16 protein-coding genes, 1 tRNA gene and 2 rRNA genes (1 of these 19 running past the window's edge) are annotated in these 18,050 nt (G+C 54.4%); 7 read left to right on the forward strand and 12 right to left on the reverse strand.

Going from position 1 to position 18,050, the window contains the following annotated elements:
- Positions 1 to 6: 6 nt before the first annotated feature.
- Positions 7 to 1,242: a DUF6538 domain-containing protein gene (locus XMD517_RS06685; RefSeq protein ID WP_173488215.1), complete on the forward strand. Its 1,236-nt coding sequence runs from the start codon at positions 7 to 9 to the stop codon at positions 1,240 to 1,242.
- A gap of 105 nt (positions 1,243 to 1,347) precedes the next feature.
- On the opposite strand, the gene XMD517_RS06690 is transcribed toward XMD517_RS06685, so the two are convergent.
- Positions 1,348 to 1,764: a hypothetical protein gene (locus XMD517_RS06690; protein WP_173488216.1), complete on the reverse strand. Its 417-nt coding sequence runs from the start codon at positions 1,762 to 1,764 to the stop codon at positions 1,348 to 1,350.
- A 1,936-nt stretch (positions 1,765 to 3,700) separates the two neighbouring features.
- Between XMD517_RS06690 and XMD517_RS15855 the strand changes: the two genes are divergently transcribed.
- The 4 genes from XMD517_RS15855 (at position 3,701) to XMD517_RS06710 (ending at position 6,382) form a co-directional block, all read left to right on the forward strand.
- Positions 3,701 to 4,072 (forward strand): HNH endonuclease signature motif containing protein, encoded by a 372-nt coding sequence (locus tag XMD517_RS15855; RefSeq protein ID WP_371734360.1) that lies wholly within the window; start codon positions 3,701 to 3,703, stop codon positions 4,070 to 4,072.
- 337 nt (positions 4,073 to 4,409) lie between these two features.
- A complete protein-coding gene (locus tag XMD517_RS06700; protein WP_173488217.1) occupies positions 4,410 to 5,336 on the forward strand; it encodes a hypothetical protein in 927 nt (308 codons plus the stop codon).
- Positions 5,337 to 5,347: 11 nt separating this feature from the next.
- A complete protein-coding gene (locus tag XMD517_RS06705) occupies positions 5,348 to 6,124 on the forward strand; it encodes a hypothetical protein (protein WP_173488218.1) in 777 nt (258 codons plus the stop codon).
- Positions 6,125 to 6,136: 12 nt separating this feature from the next.
- Complete coding sequence (locus tag XMD517_RS06710) at positions 6,137 to 6,382, forward strand: hypothetical protein (RefSeq protein ID WP_173488219.1); 246 nt, start codon at positions 6,137 to 6,139, stop codon at positions 6,380 to 6,382.
- 100 nt (positions 6,383 to 6,482) lie between these two features.
- Here XMD517_RS06710 and XMD517_RS06715 read toward each other — a convergent pair whose 3' ends face one another.
- Positions 6,483 to 7,214: a hypothetical protein gene (locus tag XMD517_RS06715; RefSeq protein ID WP_173488220.1), complete on the reverse strand. Its 732-nt coding sequence runs from the start codon at positions 7,212 to 7,214 to the stop codon at positions 6,483 to 6,485.
- Between the two features lie 275 nt (positions 7,215 to 7,489).
- Between XMD517_RS06715 and XMD517_RS06720 the strand changes: the two genes are divergently transcribed.
- Together XMD517_RS06720 and XMD517_RS06725 are read left to right on the forward strand one after the other, a co-directional pair.
- Positions 7,490 to 7,573: transfer RNA gene (locus tag XMD517_RS06720), tRNA-Tyr, on the forward strand.
- A 194-nt stretch (positions 7,574 to 7,767) separates the two neighbouring features.
- On the forward strand, positions 7,768 to 7,962 hold the full coding sequence (locus XMD517_RS06725) for a hypothetical protein (RefSeq protein WP_173487549.1): 195 nt from the start codon (positions 7,768 to 7,770) through the stop codon (positions 7,960 to 7,962).
- A gap of 88 nt (positions 7,963 to 8,050) precedes the next feature.
- Here XMD517_RS06725 and XMD517_RS06730 read toward each other — a convergent pair whose 3' ends face one another.
- From XMD517_RS06730 to XMD517_RS06775, 10 genes are all read right to left on the reverse strand, one after another.
- Positions 8,051 to 8,560, reverse strand: coding sequence for a DUF2478 domain-containing protein (locus XMD517_RS06730; protein WP_173487550.1), 510 nt, complete (start codon positions 8,558 to 8,560; stop codon positions 8,051 to 8,053).
- A 249-nt stretch (positions 8,561 to 8,809) separates the two neighbouring features.
- Positions 8,810 to 9,514 (reverse strand): NapC/NirT family cytochrome c, encoded by a 705-nt coding sequence (locus tag XMD517_RS06735; protein ID WP_173487551.1) that lies wholly within the window; start codon positions 9,512 to 9,514, stop codon positions 8,810 to 8,812.
- Positions 9,515 to 9,546: 32 nt separating this feature from the next.
- The gene (locus XMD517_RS06740) at positions 9,547 to 9,975 is read right to left on the reverse strand and encodes a nitrate reductase cytochrome c-type subunit (RefSeq protein WP_173487552.1); all 429 of its coding nucleotides are present in this window, start codon (positions 9,973 to 9,975) and stop codon (positions 9,547 to 9,549) included.
- A gap of 20 nt (positions 9,976 to 9,995) precedes the next feature.
- Positions 9,996 to 10,919, reverse strand: coding sequence for a quinol dehydrogenase ferredoxin subunit NapH (gene napH, locus XMD517_RS06745; protein ID WP_173487553.1), 924 nt, complete (start codon positions 10,917 to 10,919; stop codon positions 9,996 to 9,998).
- Entirely contained in the window at positions 10,916 to 11,797 is an 882-nt protein-coding gene (gene napG, locus XMD517_RS06750; protein ID WP_173487554.1) for a ferredoxin-type protein NapG, read from the reverse strand. Before napG ends, napH begins: the two co-directional genes overlap by 4 nt.
- Positions 11,798 to 11,826: 29 nt before the next feature.
- The gene (gene napA / locus XMD517_RS06755) at positions 11,827 to 14,322 is read right to left on the reverse strand and encodes a nitrate reductase catalytic subunit NapA (RefSeq protein ID WP_173487555.1); all 2,496 of its coding nucleotides are present in this window, start codon (positions 14,320 to 14,322) and stop codon (positions 11,827 to 11,829) included.
- A 15-nt stretch (positions 14,323 to 14,337) separates the two neighbouring features.
- Positions 14,338 to 14,607, reverse strand: coding sequence for a chaperone NapD (locus XMD517_RS06760; RefSeq protein ID WP_173487556.1), 270 nt, complete (start codon positions 14,605 to 14,607; stop codon positions 14,338 to 14,340).
- On the reverse strand, positions 14,601 to 15,074 hold the full coding sequence (gene napF, locus XMD517_RS06765; RefSeq protein WP_235477354.1) for a ferredoxin-type protein NapF: 474 nt from the start codon (positions 15,072 to 15,074) through the stop codon (positions 14,601 to 14,603). The genes XMD517_RS06760 and napF overlap by 7 nt, the downstream gene beginning before the upstream one ends.
- A gap of 1,067 nt (positions 15,075 to 16,141) precedes the next feature.
- Positions 16,142 to 16,256: ribosomal RNA gene (gene rrf, locus XMD517_RS06770) — 5S ribosomal RNA — on the reverse strand.
- A gap of 133 nt (positions 16,257 to 16,389) precedes the next feature.
- Positions 16,390 to 18,050 (reverse strand): 23S ribosomal RNA (locus XMD517_RS06775); it runs 1,170 nt beyond the window's last position.

The following is an 18,050-nucleotide window of genomic DNA, read 5'->3' on the forward strand; positions in this document are numbered from 1 at the left end:
TGAGCTATGACCCGCACACTTCCCAAGGGCATCTTCAAGCGTGGCAGCGTTTACTCGTTGCGGTACTCTGTACCCACCGAAATCCAATCTGTTGTCGGCAAGAAAGAGATCATTCGATCACTCGGAACGACCGACTTAGCAGAAGCCTTAGCAAACCGATCAGAAGTGCTTGCAGAAATCAAAGCGAACCTCTTTGGGGAACATCAAGTTCGCCCAGCGCCAACTAAAAGACAACAGACAGGAACAACTGTAAGAGAGACAGCCCAACGCTGGTTGTCCGAAAGCGATGGCATCAAGAATGCAACGCGTCACAGATACCGCCGCATCCTAGAGCGATTTGAAGAATTCTCGGGCAACACCGATGTAACCAAGATCAACCGCGCGATGGCGCTGCAGTACATTGATCACCTCAAGGTCACTCCCTCAGAACGCACCGGGAAACCTCTATCTCACCGAAGCTTGTCTACACATCAAATCTGTCTCGCCTCATATTGGCGCGTCTTGGAACATTGGGGACTTGTCGATCAGGATATGAAGAACCCGTTTTCTTCCCTGCTGCGTCGATTGGCAGGTCAAAGTAAAAAAGTGGATCCCCGGCGAAAGAACCTTAGGCCAGTTACCAGAGACGAAGCGGAAGCCCTGCTTAGCTACATCGCCAGCAACAACCGCCTCAAATACCAATTCGAAATGTATGTCACTGTCAGGTTGCTTTGGGTGACCGGATGCAGACTTGGGGAAATCGCGGGGCTTCACCTCCATGACATAGACGATCACGGTGATCATATTCGCTTGTCGATCCGTGAGGCAAAGACTGAGGCCGGAAACCGTCTAGTGATGATCGTTGGTGAAGACGACTGCGAGTTGCTTAGAGGAGCTATAGGACGAGCTAAGATCACTGAGCCTTCATGCCCCGAGAACAAAGGTATCCTTTTCCCTCGCCTACTACGCGGCGGTTATGACAGGTATCTCAGTCACTATCTCGGCAAAGCACTAGAGAAGGCCCGTAAGACCCTCCCTGATAATGATCAGTGGGATATGCACTCATTCCGCCGATCTGCTGTTTCAGCTTTGGTAAATGCAGGTGTTGCCAAAGAGGCCAGAAACTTAGCTGTAGGGCATTCTAACAGCGACGACATTGGCTTGTCTGTCTACGCCAAGCGAGGCGACCTCAGTGAGATCGTCAAGATCACCTTCGAGGCGCTTAATGTTGAGCTTGGTGGAGGTCTGAATGCGTCCTTCTGACTCGCAATCTGAGTTGTTTTGAGTTGGGCGTAGAACAGTTCCTGAGAGGGCTAGCCGAACCGCTGGCCCTCCCTTCCCAACCATCAAGAATGTCGAAGTTCCGGTTTAGCTCGCAACTGTATACTCCCGAGCTACTTCCTCATCCATCTGGTAGAGCCAAATACCTGCTGTTCGAAGCTTTTCATAGAATTCAGAATCGTACATTGCCGCATCTAAAAGGTTGTCGGGTGTTGAGTTTTTGACTGCATTCCAAATCAGACGCATCACAAAGAAACCTAGGATGAACCACCACCACCTATCGGTAAAGCTGTAATAGATAGATACGACGAATACTCCCAATGCCAGCCAAGTGAAGAAGTTTGTCGCTGCATTCGCGCCTCCTTTCTTTGGCCCGTGACCCGCAGCTACGAGCTTCATTGCCATTTCATTATTCATGCCAAGCTGTAGTTTGCCCTGCTCTCTTAATACCAGCAAATTGGCGTGGTCGATGGACACCTCATCGGTCGAATATGTTTTAGTCACAGTATCTTGCCCTTATTATTTATACTCGAACAGTATTTACCGCTTTTGTTGTATCGCTCAACCGAAAAGGGACGAGTTCTTGGGAGAAAGTCTGCAACTGTATATCGGTGTGTCGCCTCGGCATCTTCCCCCGGCACCCCCATGGGCAAACCTAGGACAAACAACCCATCTTCCTGCCCTGAATACCGCTTTCGAACAGAGTCATACGCAGGTGGTTCGATGAGAAATACTCGCAGTCATTCCTTATAAAACAGATAGTTAAATAGGTGCTTGTCAGGGTTTTGTGCGATTCAGTGAGAAAAGTTACCCTATGGAGACACGCACCAACACTGCCTTAGCCAATAAACCAGCACTATGGAGATGTAGATTCAACGAACCTTCAATTGGTCGCTACTAATTAAGACGTCATATTGAACACAGCACACTCATTGATCGGCTCTGCCTATCCGGCTGAAGTGAATTAACACCTACTACAGAGATGCCGCTTTGACGCCTCTTCAATCAGGCGCGGCAATAAACACCTCATATGAAGAGCGCAAAACTCGCCATTGCCGATCCACTCAGCGAGATCTGAATTTACCCGCCATATGGAGAGACAGCGCATTGCAGCTCCGCTTTCCCATGCGGAATCGCTCTTTTCCTGACCGCTACCCAACGGTCTCTATCCCCTTTTTCAACACCAACTACTTGGAGGCAAGACAACCATGTCCTTATACGAAGCCAGTTTGAAAACCACCGACCCCAAAACAGGGTCCACCCATCTAAACCGACTATTGACCATGCGAGCATCAAATCCTGCTCAGGTCGCACTGAAGGTAGCTGGGTTGGGTCTAACCAAAGACTCCCAAGGTGAACTGATCATCTACCAGTTCTGATCTCACCCAAACCAAACAACGACACGAAGCACATTGAATGCACTGATAGAAACTCTGACGGGGGAGAATGCTTCTCCGCCCTCCCACTCCCTTTGTCCATCTTGCGGAAACCTGTTTCCTTACAGGTCCAATAAGACATACTGCTCTCCCCGTTGTCGCGACCGAGAAAAGAAGCGCAAAGCTAGAGAAATCCAGCCCGTCAACGCTGCTAACAGCATTTCTAAGGCGCAAGATCAGGCAAGAAAGTTTGAGCTAGCGATGAGGATGGCTGAGCGCCTTTACACCATGCCCCCCGGAGAACGGCTGGGTTACCTTGAGACGATCATTCGATTGGCACGAGACGGACACTCGCCTCTCGTTCGAGATATTCTGACAACGCCAAAGCTCATCAAACCAAATCCCAACGATCGATGGCTTTTCTTTAGAAGTTCACCCGGCGTCTACTGCACCATTTCGCAAGCGGCAAATCGCTATACCCTCTGGTCACCTTGGGCTGCACCTATTGCCCTTGTCGTCCGTGGTGAAGTCCCTGAGCCACCCACTGGCGTGATTGAGGAGGATGGGACTACAGATAATGGCCGAGGCTTCCTAAAAAGAAAAAGCGGGGACACCCTAAATAAAGGGGACTTCTCGGACAGGCCCAATGTTCACCCTTGGTATAATTCTGGTGACGAATACCCAAACAAGATCCGCCCCACCACGCCTACACAAGAACTCGCAGTCTGACCCTCTGCGTCACGAGGAAAAGCGGGGACACCCTATATAAAGGGAACCTCACTACCTCCTAAATCCAACTTGAAAAATCCTATCAACTCACCGAGCAAATCGGTGGGACGCTTATCGCTTTGAACGAAAAGGAAATTATTTTGACAAAAACCCAACAACTTCTTCAGTCAGGAAACCTAGCCTTCCTCCATGATTGCTTCGACACATCGCACATAGAGCAAGGCTATCTGACGTGGAAAGAACGTCCCCGACACCACTTCCAGAGTGAAGGAAGATGGAATGCATGGAACGATCAACACGCGGGACGAAAGGTCGGTAAAAACCCGTGCCCTAAGATGCCTCATATCATCGCCGGGATCACTCATCCAGAACTAGGGCGGGTCAGGTTTCTCGTGCACCGCTTGATTTGGCTCTTGGTACATCATGAAGAACCACCAAGGGTCATTGATCACATCAACCGCATTCCATTTGACAATCGCCCATCTAATCTCCGCTCCGTCTCTCACGCTGAAAACATGGCGAACCGCCTCGTTAGCAAAGACTCAAGAAACTCAGGATCAGTTACCAAAACGGAAAAAGGTGATTTCCTTGTCACTTTTGAAGATCCCTCCTCGCCCCCATGGAAACTCAGGTTTCCTGAACGTCTGCTAGCTACATCCGCTCTGAACTACCTGTCATGGCTTCATGATGGACGCGAGGTTTCCTGAGGTGGACCTGATGATGCTGAACGCAGCCATGATCAATTGGATTTTGGTTCGCTCAAAACTTCTTTCGATCCATGCCATTTGTGGGTCCAAGCACAAACAACAAAAGTAACCATGCACCATAAATATACGACAGCAGCACTCTGCTCTTATTTCGCTGAAAAGCCTGACGGTGATTATCTTCCTTCAAATGTCCGACACGAACTTGGTATGAACAACTGCGATTGGCGAACCTATGCCAAACAAGCGTTATACCCCGAGAATTCATACGCCAGACACCAACTTGAGAGGGTTGGAGTTACGATTAGAAGCGGTGGACCCAATCGAAAGACACCAAGTGATGGTGTTCTTCGTCTTTCTGTTTTCACGAAATGTGATGACAAAAAAGCCTAATCTTCCTGTCACCTTTGGTGGTCGCAGTGCAGCCTCTAGGGAGTACCGAAATCAAAAACGGGAAGCCTATGCAGCAGAGAACAAACGTAAGGTTTGCTCGATTTCAAATTGCGACCGTCAACGCTATAACCTTTCAACCTATTGCCTTGATCACAACAAGCGATATCGACGCTATGGTCGGGCAATTGGGAATTTGCCCACCCAAAGTCAACTTCAAGCAATTGAGGGTGCCATTCGAGATTGGTTCGAGGGTGATTATCTAACAACTGATTTTGATCGAAAAAAATTCAAAGCGTCTTGGGGGTCGGCTCAGAGAACCATCCGAAACCACCCTTCCTTTGCTCTCCCTTTCTATCGGCTTGAAGGCCACGAAGGTTTTACACAACAGGCCAAAGGCTGGGTCATTCTGAGCCACTACTACCATCGTCAGAACAATTCCCTCTCTGACGCCATGGTTCGCTACATGGCTTGCCGCCTTTGGTCCGAGTTCCTCTGGGAGATGCCTGAGGGGAAACGAAAGTTCAAACGCGAGAAAGACCATTTCGTGAATACCTGGGCGGGGTATTTCGTCCTGAGGAACTCAGGTTTCTCGAAGACGAAAACCGAGGAAACTATCATTGGCTGGAAGAAGCCGTGGTATATCTCTGACGATCCCCGCCAAAACCTACCAATCCCAATTACCAAGAAAACCGAGAAGAAGGTTTACATCTCGGATTTCAAAGCCGGACCAATTGTCCGAGCCATAGGAAAAGAACTCAATCAAGCCGTTGAACATGCAATCGGCAAGAACTGGGTATCTGATCACCGTCTTCTTTCACGGACGGTAGAGGCGCTGGGCCTCACCCACCTAACCCCCAGCAATCAAAAAAAATGAAAGAAATGAAAATGACACAAGAAATTAATGCAATTCAGAACCCTAACACCTCCCCTGAATCCAACTTCGCCACCGATAACGAACTGGTTTCTTCCGCAAGGAACATCACTGGTGAAAAGATTGCCAAAGGCCATTTCCACAAGCACGACAACTGGATCAGTGACGAGGAGATGGGTAACGATCTCGACGTAGTCGTGCGCGGCGGTTCTCGCCAGTATGTCAACGGCGAACACCGTCCCAACGATATCATCATGATTGAAGGCATCGAAGTCGAATACGAGACAGCAGTTTCTTTGGGATTGGTGACCAACCTAGAAGGGCAAAGAGTAACTCCTCAGGAGGTCTTTGAGGCAGCCGCAGAGAACGCTGAGCGGCCCTCAGACGCCCCTCTAGAGGGTACTGATCTTCTTGCCGCCCAAATCGACATGGCCACTGATGGCAACGCGGAGAACGTCCTGAACACCTTTGCAAGCGATATCGTCGAAAACGGTGAAATCGGTGAAGCTGGATTAGACTATGCAGCGCGGCATTTGGGAATGAATGAACAGGTTGTCCACGAGCAATATGAAGCCATGCGGGAAGTTGGGGGCGACAACATCCTAGAAGCCTTAGAAGTTGGGGATGGCCTTGGTCATGATCGGGTCGATTTCCTTGTAGATCGCTTTGAAAATGGCAATCCCGCTGAACAAAAGTTGGTGCGTCAGATGTGGACCGCTGCCGCCCTCGGGAAGATGGATGCCAGCGAACTACAACAGCACTTTGATCAGCTTTACAGTCCGTATGCGTGACAAGGGGCAAGCATGACAGAAACGAAAACTGACCAAGTGGAACCCAACGCATCTCGTGAGGAACTCGAGCAACTCAATGGCCTTCTCGTTCGTGCGTTGATCGACAAACTTGAAAGTGGTTCTGCGACAGCAACAGACATTGGAAACGCCGTGAAAGTCGTGGTTCATAATCGGGTGTCACCTAAGGAACCTGAGGGTTACGTGGACTACAGTGGGAATATTCCAGAAAGCGCTCTGGATTTCCCTGTAAAAATTTAACTGGCACCACCAACCATCCCCCTCTCGGGTTTAGGCTCGAGCGGGGTTTCCGAAGGACTTAAATCGCAGGTTAGCTTCTGCTTGATGCCGCTTCCTGCTTTCAAACATCAATTCTTTTTAACTTAAATTTTGGATACTTGTCCCCAAACCTCTCACTTGCCACCTGATTGAACTCACTAAGTACTCTCCAAGATTCAGGAATATCTTGCTCCAAATTCTCCATTATTTGACCAAGTAAGTTATTCATTGCCGAAATGCGCATCTCTGCTCGCGTTGCATCCGCACCTTCAAGAGAAGTCGACATACGAGTCCCAGCACTCAAGTCAGCATTCTTAAAGCTTTCTTCGAGGAATTTTTGGAACTCTAATCTCAATTCATTGTAGGTGCTGATTACAGCATAGGTGTTAGCTATACGCCGCTGGATTAGGTGCACATCATTTAAAAGCTCAGCATTTTTTTCACCAATCAGAAACGCCACTTCTGATGCATGAATTTGCTCAGGAGGCATCTCTGCTCCCACAATTGCCATTACCTTGGCACTAGGTTCCATGTCTTCATCACCATCTTCAGAGGCGTTGTCAAACATCTGATCAATTTCTCTATTGAGGTGGCCAATGAAATTATAACCATCCAAAAGCTTAAAGAATGCCTCATAGGCCTTCCCCGCTAGAAGTTCCTCTCGCTCATTTTCACGTTCGATCCGAGCATGTCGATTAGTCCTCCACACAGCTACAACGGAACCGGCCATAGAAAGAGATCCACCAAACAAGGCTGCCAAGAGAGGCACAACGATGTTTTGGTCCTGTAGATAGTCTAGTATTTCTGTATGCAAATCCGGTTCCCTGCAATCGGTCCACTCAAATCATGAGTTACAAATGTTCCCCCTTATGAAGAAGTTGGGGGTAACCCTACGCAGAAACAACCCCGACTGACGAAAGACTTCAAGAGAGATCCGGGCGTCTAAAGCTAGAGAAAACGCACCACCAAAAGCTGTAAGGGTTGACACACGATTCACCCGTACATTACCAACTGTAATCGAAGCAACCGAGAGTAAGCCTTCTCGGAAACTTGGACAGACGCGGTTTTACCTTGTCCTTTCAAGGAAGTGGGCGACAGGCCGCAAGGTGTGGCAGGGGACTGTAACTCCCTCGCGGAGACGCACGCTTGGTTCGATTCCAAGGTCGCCCACCACTTCCACCATTCACCCAATCAAATTAGCGCCTAGGTTTCCCGCAGCAGCGGAAAATCCTCCGATACATATCAATAGGTTAGCGGTAGGGTGTCCCGCAGTTTTGTGAGCTGTTGTAGTTGCCAAAACACAAAAAAGCCCTCCGATTGACTTTTGATCAGCCACAGGTCTGAATTTTCCCATAAGGAGATTTGACATGCCTGTTTTGAGACTGATTGCTTATTTGCTGTGGACATTTAGCGCTCTGGTGTTTGCGGACGCCGCTCTTGAATGGAACACTCTGATGATGTGGGCTGCGGTTTCCAGCGCCCTTTTCGGTGTCCTGCTGTTTGCATTGGAGAGGATTATTGCACTCTTATCCTCAGTGAAAGCATTGCTGGAACAGGGCTAGGCGAGCCCTATGAGCAAGGGACGTCACACGCCCACAACTTTCGCAAAAGATAACCTGCCATATGCGCGCGCCAAGGGGACTCGCCCCTCTACGCCCCTTTGGTGGCCTGGTTGAGCCAATTCATGATCACATCGGCCTCTGCGGTCAGTTCCTGCGCCTCGCGTCCGCAAAAGGCCTCAAAGGCGTCACGGTTGAGCTTGTTGACCCCGACCAGCACCGGGATGTCCTGGGCAAGCGCCGTGGCGATGGCGGAGCGAAAACCGCGCCCTTCCGCCTCATGTTTGCCGAATTTGTTGACCAGCAACAGATCCGCCCCCTGCGCCAGCGCGGCCTCGGTATCGGCAACTGCCCCCTCAAGCGCATCCGTGTCCAGTCGGCAGCCGCGCGCGCCCACACCGCGATCTTCCGAAATGCGGATCAGCGGTCCGTTGGGCAGCACTTTCACATCCATGTCGCATTTGCGATCTTCGCCCCGGTCCGTATCAATTTGCACGGTGCCGATCACCCGCAGCCTGCGGGCAATCAGCGCCTCGGCGATCTCGGCAAGCAGGGCGTTTGTTTCGCCGCGTCCCGGTGCGATGGTGAAGGCAAGTTTCATCTCGGTCTCCTGATCCGGTCCTGATCTGGTTCTGGCATGTTTCTGGCCGCTTGTAGGCGAGGCAGCGACCCACGGCCTTGAGCGGTGTCAAGAGCGCGTGGTTTTTCCACCCCGGCCTTCCCCCCCTCATCTGAAAGCGTTTCCACATCGCGCTGTTTCAACAGAATATGGAAACACTTTCACGAAAAAGGGCCAGGCAAAAGCCCGGCCCAGTGTCTGCTCGTTTTAGCGAAACCGCAGGTGAAATGCTCAGTTCCCTGAGGTCAGGTAGCCCTCGATCTCACCTTTTGCGTCGGCCACGGTGCGCCCGGAAGGCAGCGGCAATTCACCAGCAGCGGCCATCTGATCGACCACTTGCTCATAGCGTTCCTGCCAGCCTTCGGGCAGCTCATGCGCGATGCCCTGGTGACAGTCGATGCAGGTCTTGCCTTCGTCCAGCGCAACCTGGTGGTTGTCGGCGGCGCGGTTTTCCTGAACCGTGAAGTCCATGTAGTCGAAATTGTGACAGTTGCGGCATTCCTGCGAGTCGGTGGATTTCATCCGGCGCCATTCATTGGCGGCCAGTTCAATCCGGTGATCCTCGAATTTCTCGCGGGTCCAGATCGATTTCGAGATGAAGTGACCGTAGAGCTCTTTGGTGGCCTTGATCTTGCGGATGATCTTCGGACCCCAATCCTTGGGCACGTGACAATCCGGGCAGGTGGCCCGAACGCCCGAGCGGTTGGACTGGTGGATCGAGCCCTGATATTCGGCGAAGGCGTTGTTTTCCATCTCGTGACACGAGATACAGAACTCTTCCTTGTTGGTCATCTCAAGCGCCCAGTGGAAGCCCCCCCAGAACACCACCCCGGCGATAAAGCCAGAGACCAGAAGCGCCCCCAGAGAGATCGCGCCGGTCGGCGTCCAGAACCAGTTCCAAAGGCGGCGGATGAAGCCGGGATTTGCATCAGACATATCTGTTATCCTTTCCCTTGCACATCTCCGCCTCAGTTAGAGGCTTCAAAGGTGTTTTCCACCAGCGCAGGCGCATCCACCTGCGGCACGTGGCACTGGTTGCAGAACCAGCGGGTACCGGCCACGACATCCAGCTGGTTGCCAGCGCGGTCCTGATAGTGGGTCATCGACAGGGTTGGTGCGTTGCGCTCGCCTGCATTGGTCCAGTCATGGCAGGACAGGCAGCGGTTCGCCTTCAGGTCGATCTGGTATTTCTCGATCGAATGCGGAATGAGCGGCGGCTGCTGGCGATAGTTCCGGGTGAACCGGTCCTTGTCCTGGTGGAAGACGTCTTCAACGGCCACAGGCTCGTCGACGCCGGCACCACGCAGGGTCTGAACGCCACCCGCGTTCTGTGCCCAGACGGCACTGGCCAAAAGCGTCGGGACGACGATGGCGCTGATCAAAAGTTGCTTTCTCATTGGGCTACTCCCGTGTTTAGTCAGGCCGCGCGACTGGCCTCGGGTTGACGTTTGGTATTCCGGCGTACCGCGCGGGCTGGCGCGGGGGTTTCATCGAACCGGGTGGTGAACTTGAAGACATCCGGTGCGCAGACGTCGATGCAACGTCCACAATTGGTGCAGTCGGATGACAGGATGATCGGGGTGTCCTCCTCGGCGCCGCGCAGCGCCGGGGTGATAACATGCATTTCCGGGCAGACGGCAAAACAATCCATGCAATCGTCGCATTCGGCCCGTTTGGTGGCGCTGACCCGCAGCACGGATCCCTTGCCCAGAAGCCCGTAAAAGGCCCCCACCGGGCACAGATGCCCACACCAGCCCCGCCGTGACACGGCGAAGTCGAAGATGAAGACCGCAAGAACAAAGGTCCAGGCAAAGCCCATGCCGAAGATCAGGCCGCGATGCAGCATCGAGATCGGGTTGACGAATTCCCACGCAATGGTGCCGGTCAGGGCGGACACGGCCAAAACCATGCCCAGAACCCAGTAACGGGTGTTGCGCTTGGGCTGCCAGCCTTTGGCAAAGCCCAGTTTGTCGTGCAGCCAATGGGCGCCATCGGTCACCGGGTTGATCGGGCAGACCCAGCTGCAATAGACCCGCCCGCCGATCAGCGCATAGGCCACGGCGACAATCACCGCGCCGATGATGGCGGTCATCTCTGGCCAGTGCAGCGCCACCAGGCCCTGCAACAGCACAAAGGGGTCGGTCAGCGGCAGGATATCAAAGGTCAGCGATCCGGCCAGATTGCCTTTCACCCACCAGATGCCAGCCCAGGGGCCAAGCAGGAAAATCCCAAGGAAAAACAACTGGCTGAGGCGGCGCAGGATCAGGAACTGATGTGCTTTCCACCAGCCCTTTTCGTCGATGGCTTCGCGGCCGACAGGAAGTGCGGTCTTGTCGCTCATTGCCCTGCCCCCCCAGTTCCGGGAAGCGAGAAGGACGGGGTAAAGCCCCCATCCATATTCGGGTCCGGCATGCCTTCAAACAGGCTGGCCTCGGGCAGGTATCCCCCCGGCGCCACAAGGTTGTCCGTGCCCGGTCCGGGCAGGCGGTCCGGCAGGTCGATCAACTCGTCCACCAGCGGGTTGCGATCTTCCCAACCCAGCTTGTAATGGTCTGCGGCCTCGGCGGTGGCAACCCGGATCGGCAGCACCTTGATCGCGCTTTCCCCCGGCAGCACACAGGATTTTTCGCATTTGCCACAGCCGGTGCAATGATCGGAATGCACCACGGGCATGAAGATCGCATGGTGGCCGGAGCGTTCATTGTGGCGGCGTTCCAGCGTGATCGCTTCGTCAATCACCGGGCAGACGCGGTAGCAGACGTCGCAACGCAGGCCGAGCGCATTGAGGCACCGCTCTTCGTCGATCAGGACGGCCAGGCCCATACGGGCGTCGTCAATATTGGTCAGGGAGTGGTCCAGCGCGCCGGTTGGGCAGGCGACCACACAGGGAATATCATCACACATTTCGCAGGGCACATCCCGCGCGGTGAAAAACGGTGTGCCGGTCGCCGGGCCATCAATACCCAGTTCGGCAAGCACCAGCGTGTCATAGGGGCAATCGCGCACGCAAAGCCCACAGCGGATGCAGGCCGCCAGAAAATCCTCTTCAGGCAGCGCCCCCGGCGGGCGAATGGCCTGTGCAGGCAAAGCCCGCGCATCCGTGGCCAGTTTGGTGATGGCCATGCCCGCCACAGCGCACGCCCCCGCCGCCCGTGCCGCATCCTGAAGGAAGCGGCGCCGGTTCGGCGATTTGGGGTTGCGGTTGGAGGCGGCGGACATGGGTTTGGTTTCCGTAGTATCGTTACAGGTTAAGCGCGTTCGACTTTACAGGCGCATTTCTTGAAGTCGGTTTCTTTCGAAATCGGGCAAGTTGCGTCCAGGGTCAGCTTGTTGATCAGCTGGCTTTCATCGAACCACGGCACGAAGACCGAGCCGCGCGGCGGTTTGTTCCGACCACGGGTTTCGACCCGCGAGGTCATCTCGCCGCGTTTCGAAGAGATCACGATCTCCTGTCCGCGCCGCAGACCACGTTCCTTGGCGTCTTCCGGGTGCATGAACACCACGGCGGACGGGAAGGAGCGGTGCAGCTCGGGCACGCGACGGGTCATCGAACCGGAGTGCCAGTGTTCCAGCACACGGCCGGTGATCAGCCACAGGTCGAACTCTTCATTCGGGCTTTCCGCAGGCGCTTCATAGGGGGCGAAGATGATGTTCGCCTTGCCATCGGGCTTGCCGTAGAATTCCACGCCGGCGCCTTCTTTCACGTAAGGGTCATAGCCTTCGCGGAAGCGGTAGAGCGTTTCCTTGCCGTCAACCACCGGCCAGCGCAGGCCACGGGCCTGGTGGTAGGTGTCGAAATCAGCCAGGTCATGCGCCTTGCCGCGCCCGAAATCGGCATATTCCTCGAACAGACCTTTCTGGACGTAGAAGCCGAATTCCTTCGATTCCTGGTTGTTGAACCCATCAGCGGTTTGCGACACGGGGTATTTGTTGACCTTGCCGTTTTCATAAAGGATCTCAAACAGGGTCTTGCCACGATATTCCGGCATCTGGGCGAGCAGCTCTTCCGGCCAGACTTCTTCGGCCTTGAAGCGTTTCGAGAATTCCATCACCTGCCAGACATCCGAGCGGGCTTCGCCCGGCGCATCCACCTGCTGACGCCAGAATTGGGTGCGGCGTTCGGCGTTGCCATAGGCGCCTTCCTTCTCAACCCACATGGCGGTGGGCAGAATGAGGTCGGCGGCCAGCGCGGTCACGGTCGGGTACGGGTCGGACACGGTGATGAAGTTTTCCGGGTTGCGATAGCCCGGATAGCCTTCTTCATTCATGTTCGGGGCCGCTTGCAGGTTGTTCGTGCACTGCACCCAGTGACAGTTCAGATCGCCATCTTTCAGTTTGCGGTGCTGCAGCACGGCGTGAAAGCCCGGTTTGGCGGGAATGGTGCCTTTCGGCAGTTTCCATTTCTCTTCGGCCAGATCGCGGTGCTTTTCGTTCATGACCACCATGTCGGCGGGCAGACGGTGGGCAAAGGTGCCAACCTCACGCGCGGTGCCACAGGCAGAGGGCTGACCGGTCAGCGAGAAGGGCGAGTTGCCCGGCTCTGCGATTTTGCCCACCAGAAGGTGCACGTTATACATCAGCGAGTTCACCCAGGAACCGCGGGTATGCTGGTTGAAGCCCATGGTCCAGAGCGACATCACCTTGCGGTTCGGATCGGCATATTGCTTGGCCAGCTGTTCCAGCTTGGCGGCCGGCACACCGGACAGTTTCGACGTATATTCAAGGGTATAAGGGGCAACGGCCTCTTTATACTCTTCAAAGGTCATATCCGACAGTTTGCCGTGCTTACCGTCATGGGCCGGGTTGGCAGCCGCCTGTTCCAGTTCGTGGGTCGGGCGCAGGCCATAACCGATATCCGTGGCGGTGCGTTTGAAATGGGTGTGCTTTTCAACAAAGTCCCAGTTCACCGCATCATTCTGGATGATGTAGTTGGCGATGTAGTTCAGGATCGCCAGATCGGTTTGCGGCTCGAAGACCATGCCATTGTCGGCCAGCTCGAACGAGCGGTGCTCAAACGTCGACAGAACATGCACCTCAGCGCCCGGCTTGGTCAGGCGGGTGTCGGTCAGACGCGACCACAGGATCGGGTGCATCTCGGCCATGTTCGAGCCCCAGAGCACGAAGGTATCGGCGTGTTCAAGGTCGTCATAGCAACCCATCGGCTCGTCGATGCCGAAGGTGCGCATGAAGGCAGCCACGGCCGAAGCCATACAGTGACGGGCGTTCGGGTCGATGTTGTTCGAGCGCAGGCCAGCCTTCATGAACTTGGCGGCGGCATAACCTTCCCAGACGGTCCATTGGCCCGAGCCGAACATGGACACAGCGGTCGGGCCTTTCTTGGCCAGCGCGTCTTTCCATTTCTCGGCCATCACGTCAAAGGCTTCGTCCCAGCTGACCGGTTCGAACTCACCTTCCTTGTCGAAAACGCCGTTCGACTTGCGCAGAAGCGGCGTGGTCAGGCGGTCTTTGCCGTACATGATCTTGGACAGGAAGTAGCCTTTGATGCAGTTCAACCCGCGGTTCACCGGGGCTTCCGGGTCACCTTGGGTGGCGACAACTTTGCCGTCTTTCACACCGACCAGAACCGAGCAGCCCGTGCCGCAGAAGCGGCAGGCAGCTTTGTCCCAACGGATGTCGGGCTTGCGCACCTGGGCGGCGGCCGTTTCCGGCAGGGTGATACCAGCGGCCGACGCGGTTGCGGCAGCGGCACTGGCTTTAAGGAATGTGCGGCGGGACGTGGTCATGATGGGTCTCCCGTTTCAGTGTTTGGTCGGCGAAGAACCCTCGACATCCTCGTCGAGCTCTTCGAAGTGATGATAGGTGAGCGTGACAGTGATCACGCCCGGGATCTGGTGCATCTCCATGATCTGGTCTGATGCGCGCATCTCGGATGTATCTTCGACGGTCACAACAATGCGTCCGTCTTCATGGGCATGAACTTCGCCGCCCTCTGTGGCATCAATGGCCGCCATGACCTCTTGGGTCTTGTCGGGCATCGTATGCACCAGGCAGCCGCAGATATTCAGCATGGGCGGGCCTCCGGTTGGGGTTGGATTTGGATGAATTCAATGGCGCCTACCGGGCATGGGGCGACACAGCCGCCACAGCCGTTGCAGGCATCAAGATCAAACTGTGGCTGGGCGGATCCACCCAGTTGCAGTTGGAAACGAATGGCGCCCTGATCGCAATGATCCTGACAGGCGCGACACATCACGCCATTCATCGACATGCAGGACTGAGACGCGCTGACCCGCCAGGGAAATGCGCGATCCGCGCTCAGTGCAGCCGGTTCACAGGCATCGATACAGGCATTGCAGAAGGTGCAGGCCCCGCGCGAGAAATCCAGGGCAGGCAGCCCCTGCTTGTCGCGCAGGATGATCCCCTCGGGGCAGGCGCGCGCGCAATCACCGCACTGGGTGCAGCTGTCATGAAAGGCGATTTCACCCGCAGCCCCCGGCGGGCGCTGGTGTTGGATCTCGTGGATCTTGCCTCTCAAAAGGGCGCGTCTTGAAGGGGTTGCGTTCAACGGAGTGCTCGCTGTTTCTGGCTGGCTGTTCAACTGATAACGCGGTCGTGAGCACGACCAATTGACCTAAATCAAAGTTTTTTGACGTCGCCTTTGAACTGAGGGCTCTCCAGATAAAGCTAAAGTTTTGAATGTGTTACGCATCTATTTGTAACATCATGCAAAGAAACGATAAAAACTGTCATGACCTGTCACATATTGTCGCGCCCCCTTGCCAGAGGGGGTGTTAAATATTTTTTCCAAGGCGACGTTTTCTTGGGGATATCCGGGTGAGGCAACCGGTTTTTCCGGCATGCAAAAGCATGCATTTGCACAAATCTACTTTGAGCGGCCTCGAATCCCGTTTGCCACCCCATGGCACAGATTTTCCAAAGCACTGCAGGCCGTTACAGCACCAAGCCGAACAGGCGGGGCGAAAGGTCTCAATTTCGCCCCCCCAGATGCGATTGCAGCTTTGGGCCCAGGAACCGATGTCGACGCCACCCCCCGATCGTTCAGGTGATGCATTGAACACGCAGTCCGCATGATGTCATCCGCCATCACTTTCGGGCGCCGCTCACACAGCTGGCGACGGGCACTCTCTCCCCTGCCCCAGTCTATTTCCTTGATTATGTCGGCCGATGCCCTGCGCCCGGCAATCCCGTCACTTTTACGCGTCAACGCCGACACCGATCAACCATCCGCACCGATCCCGTTCTCATTCACAGCACTCCCCCAGACCGTTTACGTTACGAGGCGGCGGCGCGGTTTTTTGACAGGCCGCATCTGGTGGAGTTTGCCAGGGAGCGGGTGGAGATTGTGGTTGGCGTGGTGGAGGAGAGCGCGAGTGGGCAGCCGGTAGGAGTTCTAGCACGATTCAACGAACACTTCTCTCGTCCAACTTCAGCAATAACTGCCTCGGGGACTGCGCCTACGCTCTTCCCATATATATTTTGTATTTTTTGTGTTTTAGACATCAAAACGCCCCTCGCTTTTGTGCGAAGGGCGTTTTTTGATTTATGTGATCGTATTGAGAGGATAGGTTGGATTTTTACTAGGTTTGGCGGTGACCTACTCTCCCACGTCTTAAGACGCAGTACCATTGGCGCGACAGTGCTTAACGGCCGGGTTCGGGATGGGACCGGGTGTTTCACTTGTGCTATGACCACCAAACCGAGTAAAAATCCAATTTTATTTGGGCTACCGCCTTCGGCTACTTGAGCCCGAATTTGGTTTTCCAAATATCCAAGTTGGTACACTTTTGTGTATGCTTTTGATTTATCAGTAGATTTGTCTTCTACTGGATCAAATCAAGCCTATCGGACCATTAGTACCGGTCAACTGAGCATGTTACCATGCTTACATCTCCGGCCTATCGACGTGGTAGTCTTCCACGGTCCTCAGGGATACCTTGTTTTGAGGGGGGCTTCCCGCTTAGATGCCTTCAGCGGTTATCCTTTCCGATCATAGCTACCCAGCACTGCCGTTGGCACGACAACTGGTCCACCAGTGGATCGTTCACCCCGGTCCTCTCGTACTAGGGGCAACTCCTCTCAAGTATCCTACACCCACGGCAGATAGGGACCGAACTGTCTCACGACGTTCTAAACCCAGCTCACGTACCTCTTTAAATGGCGAACAGCCATACCCTTGGGACCTGCTCCAGCCCCAGGATGAGATGAGCCGACATCGAGGTGCCAAACACTGCCGTCGATATGGACTCTTGGGCAGTATCAGCCTGTTATCCCCGGCGTACCTTTTATCCGTTGAGCGATGGCCCTTCCACTCGGGACCACCGGATCACTATGGCCGTCTTTCGACTCTGCTCGACTTGTCAGTCTCGCAGTCAGGCTGGCTTCTGCCATTGCACTCAACGAGCGATTTCCGACCGCTCTGAGCCAACCTTCGCGCGCCTCCGTTACGCTTTAGGAGGCGACCGCCCCAGTCAAACTACCCACCACGCAGGGTCCCGGATCCGGATAACGGACCGCGGTTAGACATCAAGCAGAACAAGGGTGGTATCTCAAAGGAGGCTCCACAGGAACTGGCGTCCCTGCTTCGAAGCCCACCACCTATTCTGCACATGTTGTGCCTGATGCCAGTGCGAAGCTGTAGTAAAGGTGCACGGGGTCTTTCCGTCTAACCGCGGGAAGCCTGCATCTTGACAGGCAATTCAATTTCGCTGAGTCGATGTTGGAGACAGCGGGGAAGTCGTTACGCCATTCGTGCAGGTCGGAACTTACCCGACAAGGAATTTCGCTACCTTAGGACCGTTATAGTTACGGCCGCCGTTTACCGGGGCTTCAATTCGGTGCTTGCACACCTCCTTTTAACCTTCCGGCACCGGGCAGGCGTCAGACCCTATACGTCGTCTTGCGACTTCGCAGAGCCCTGTGTTTTTAGTAAACAGTCGCCACCCCCTGGTTTGTGCCCCCAGTCAATACTTGCGTAGAAACTGGGCCTCCTTCTCGCGAACTTACGGAGGTATTTTGCCGAGTTCCTTCAACATCGTTCTCTCAAGCGCCTTGGTATACTCTACCTATCCACCTGTGTCGGTTTAGGGTACGGTCTCATGAAGGGCTATTTCCAGGAACCTCTAAGCTGCCCATTCAATCCGATAAGGATGAACAACCTTCGAGATCCGTCACTTCCTTCTGGCCCAGGAATATTAACCTGGTTCCCATCGGCTACGCCTTTCGGCCTCGCCTTAGGGGCCGGCTTACCCTGCTCAGATTAGCTTTAAGCAGGAACCCTTGGATTTTCGGCGAGGGGGTCTCTCACCCCCTTTGTCGCTACTCATGTCATCATTCTCACTAGTGATCTCTCCACCGGATCCCTCACAGGCCGGCTTCACAGAAAGCTCCGATCCTCCAATGACCCCGAAGGATCTAAGGAGGAATGGAACTATGTCACACTACGCTCTGCTACCGCGTGCATAAATGCACACCCTAAGCTTCGGCTCATGGC

Source organism: Aliiroseovarius sp. xm-d-517 (assembly GCF_013283135.1).
GTDB lineage: Bacteria > Pseudomonadota > Alphaproteobacteria > Rhodobacterales > Rhodobacteraceae > Aliiroseovarius > Aliiroseovarius crassostreae.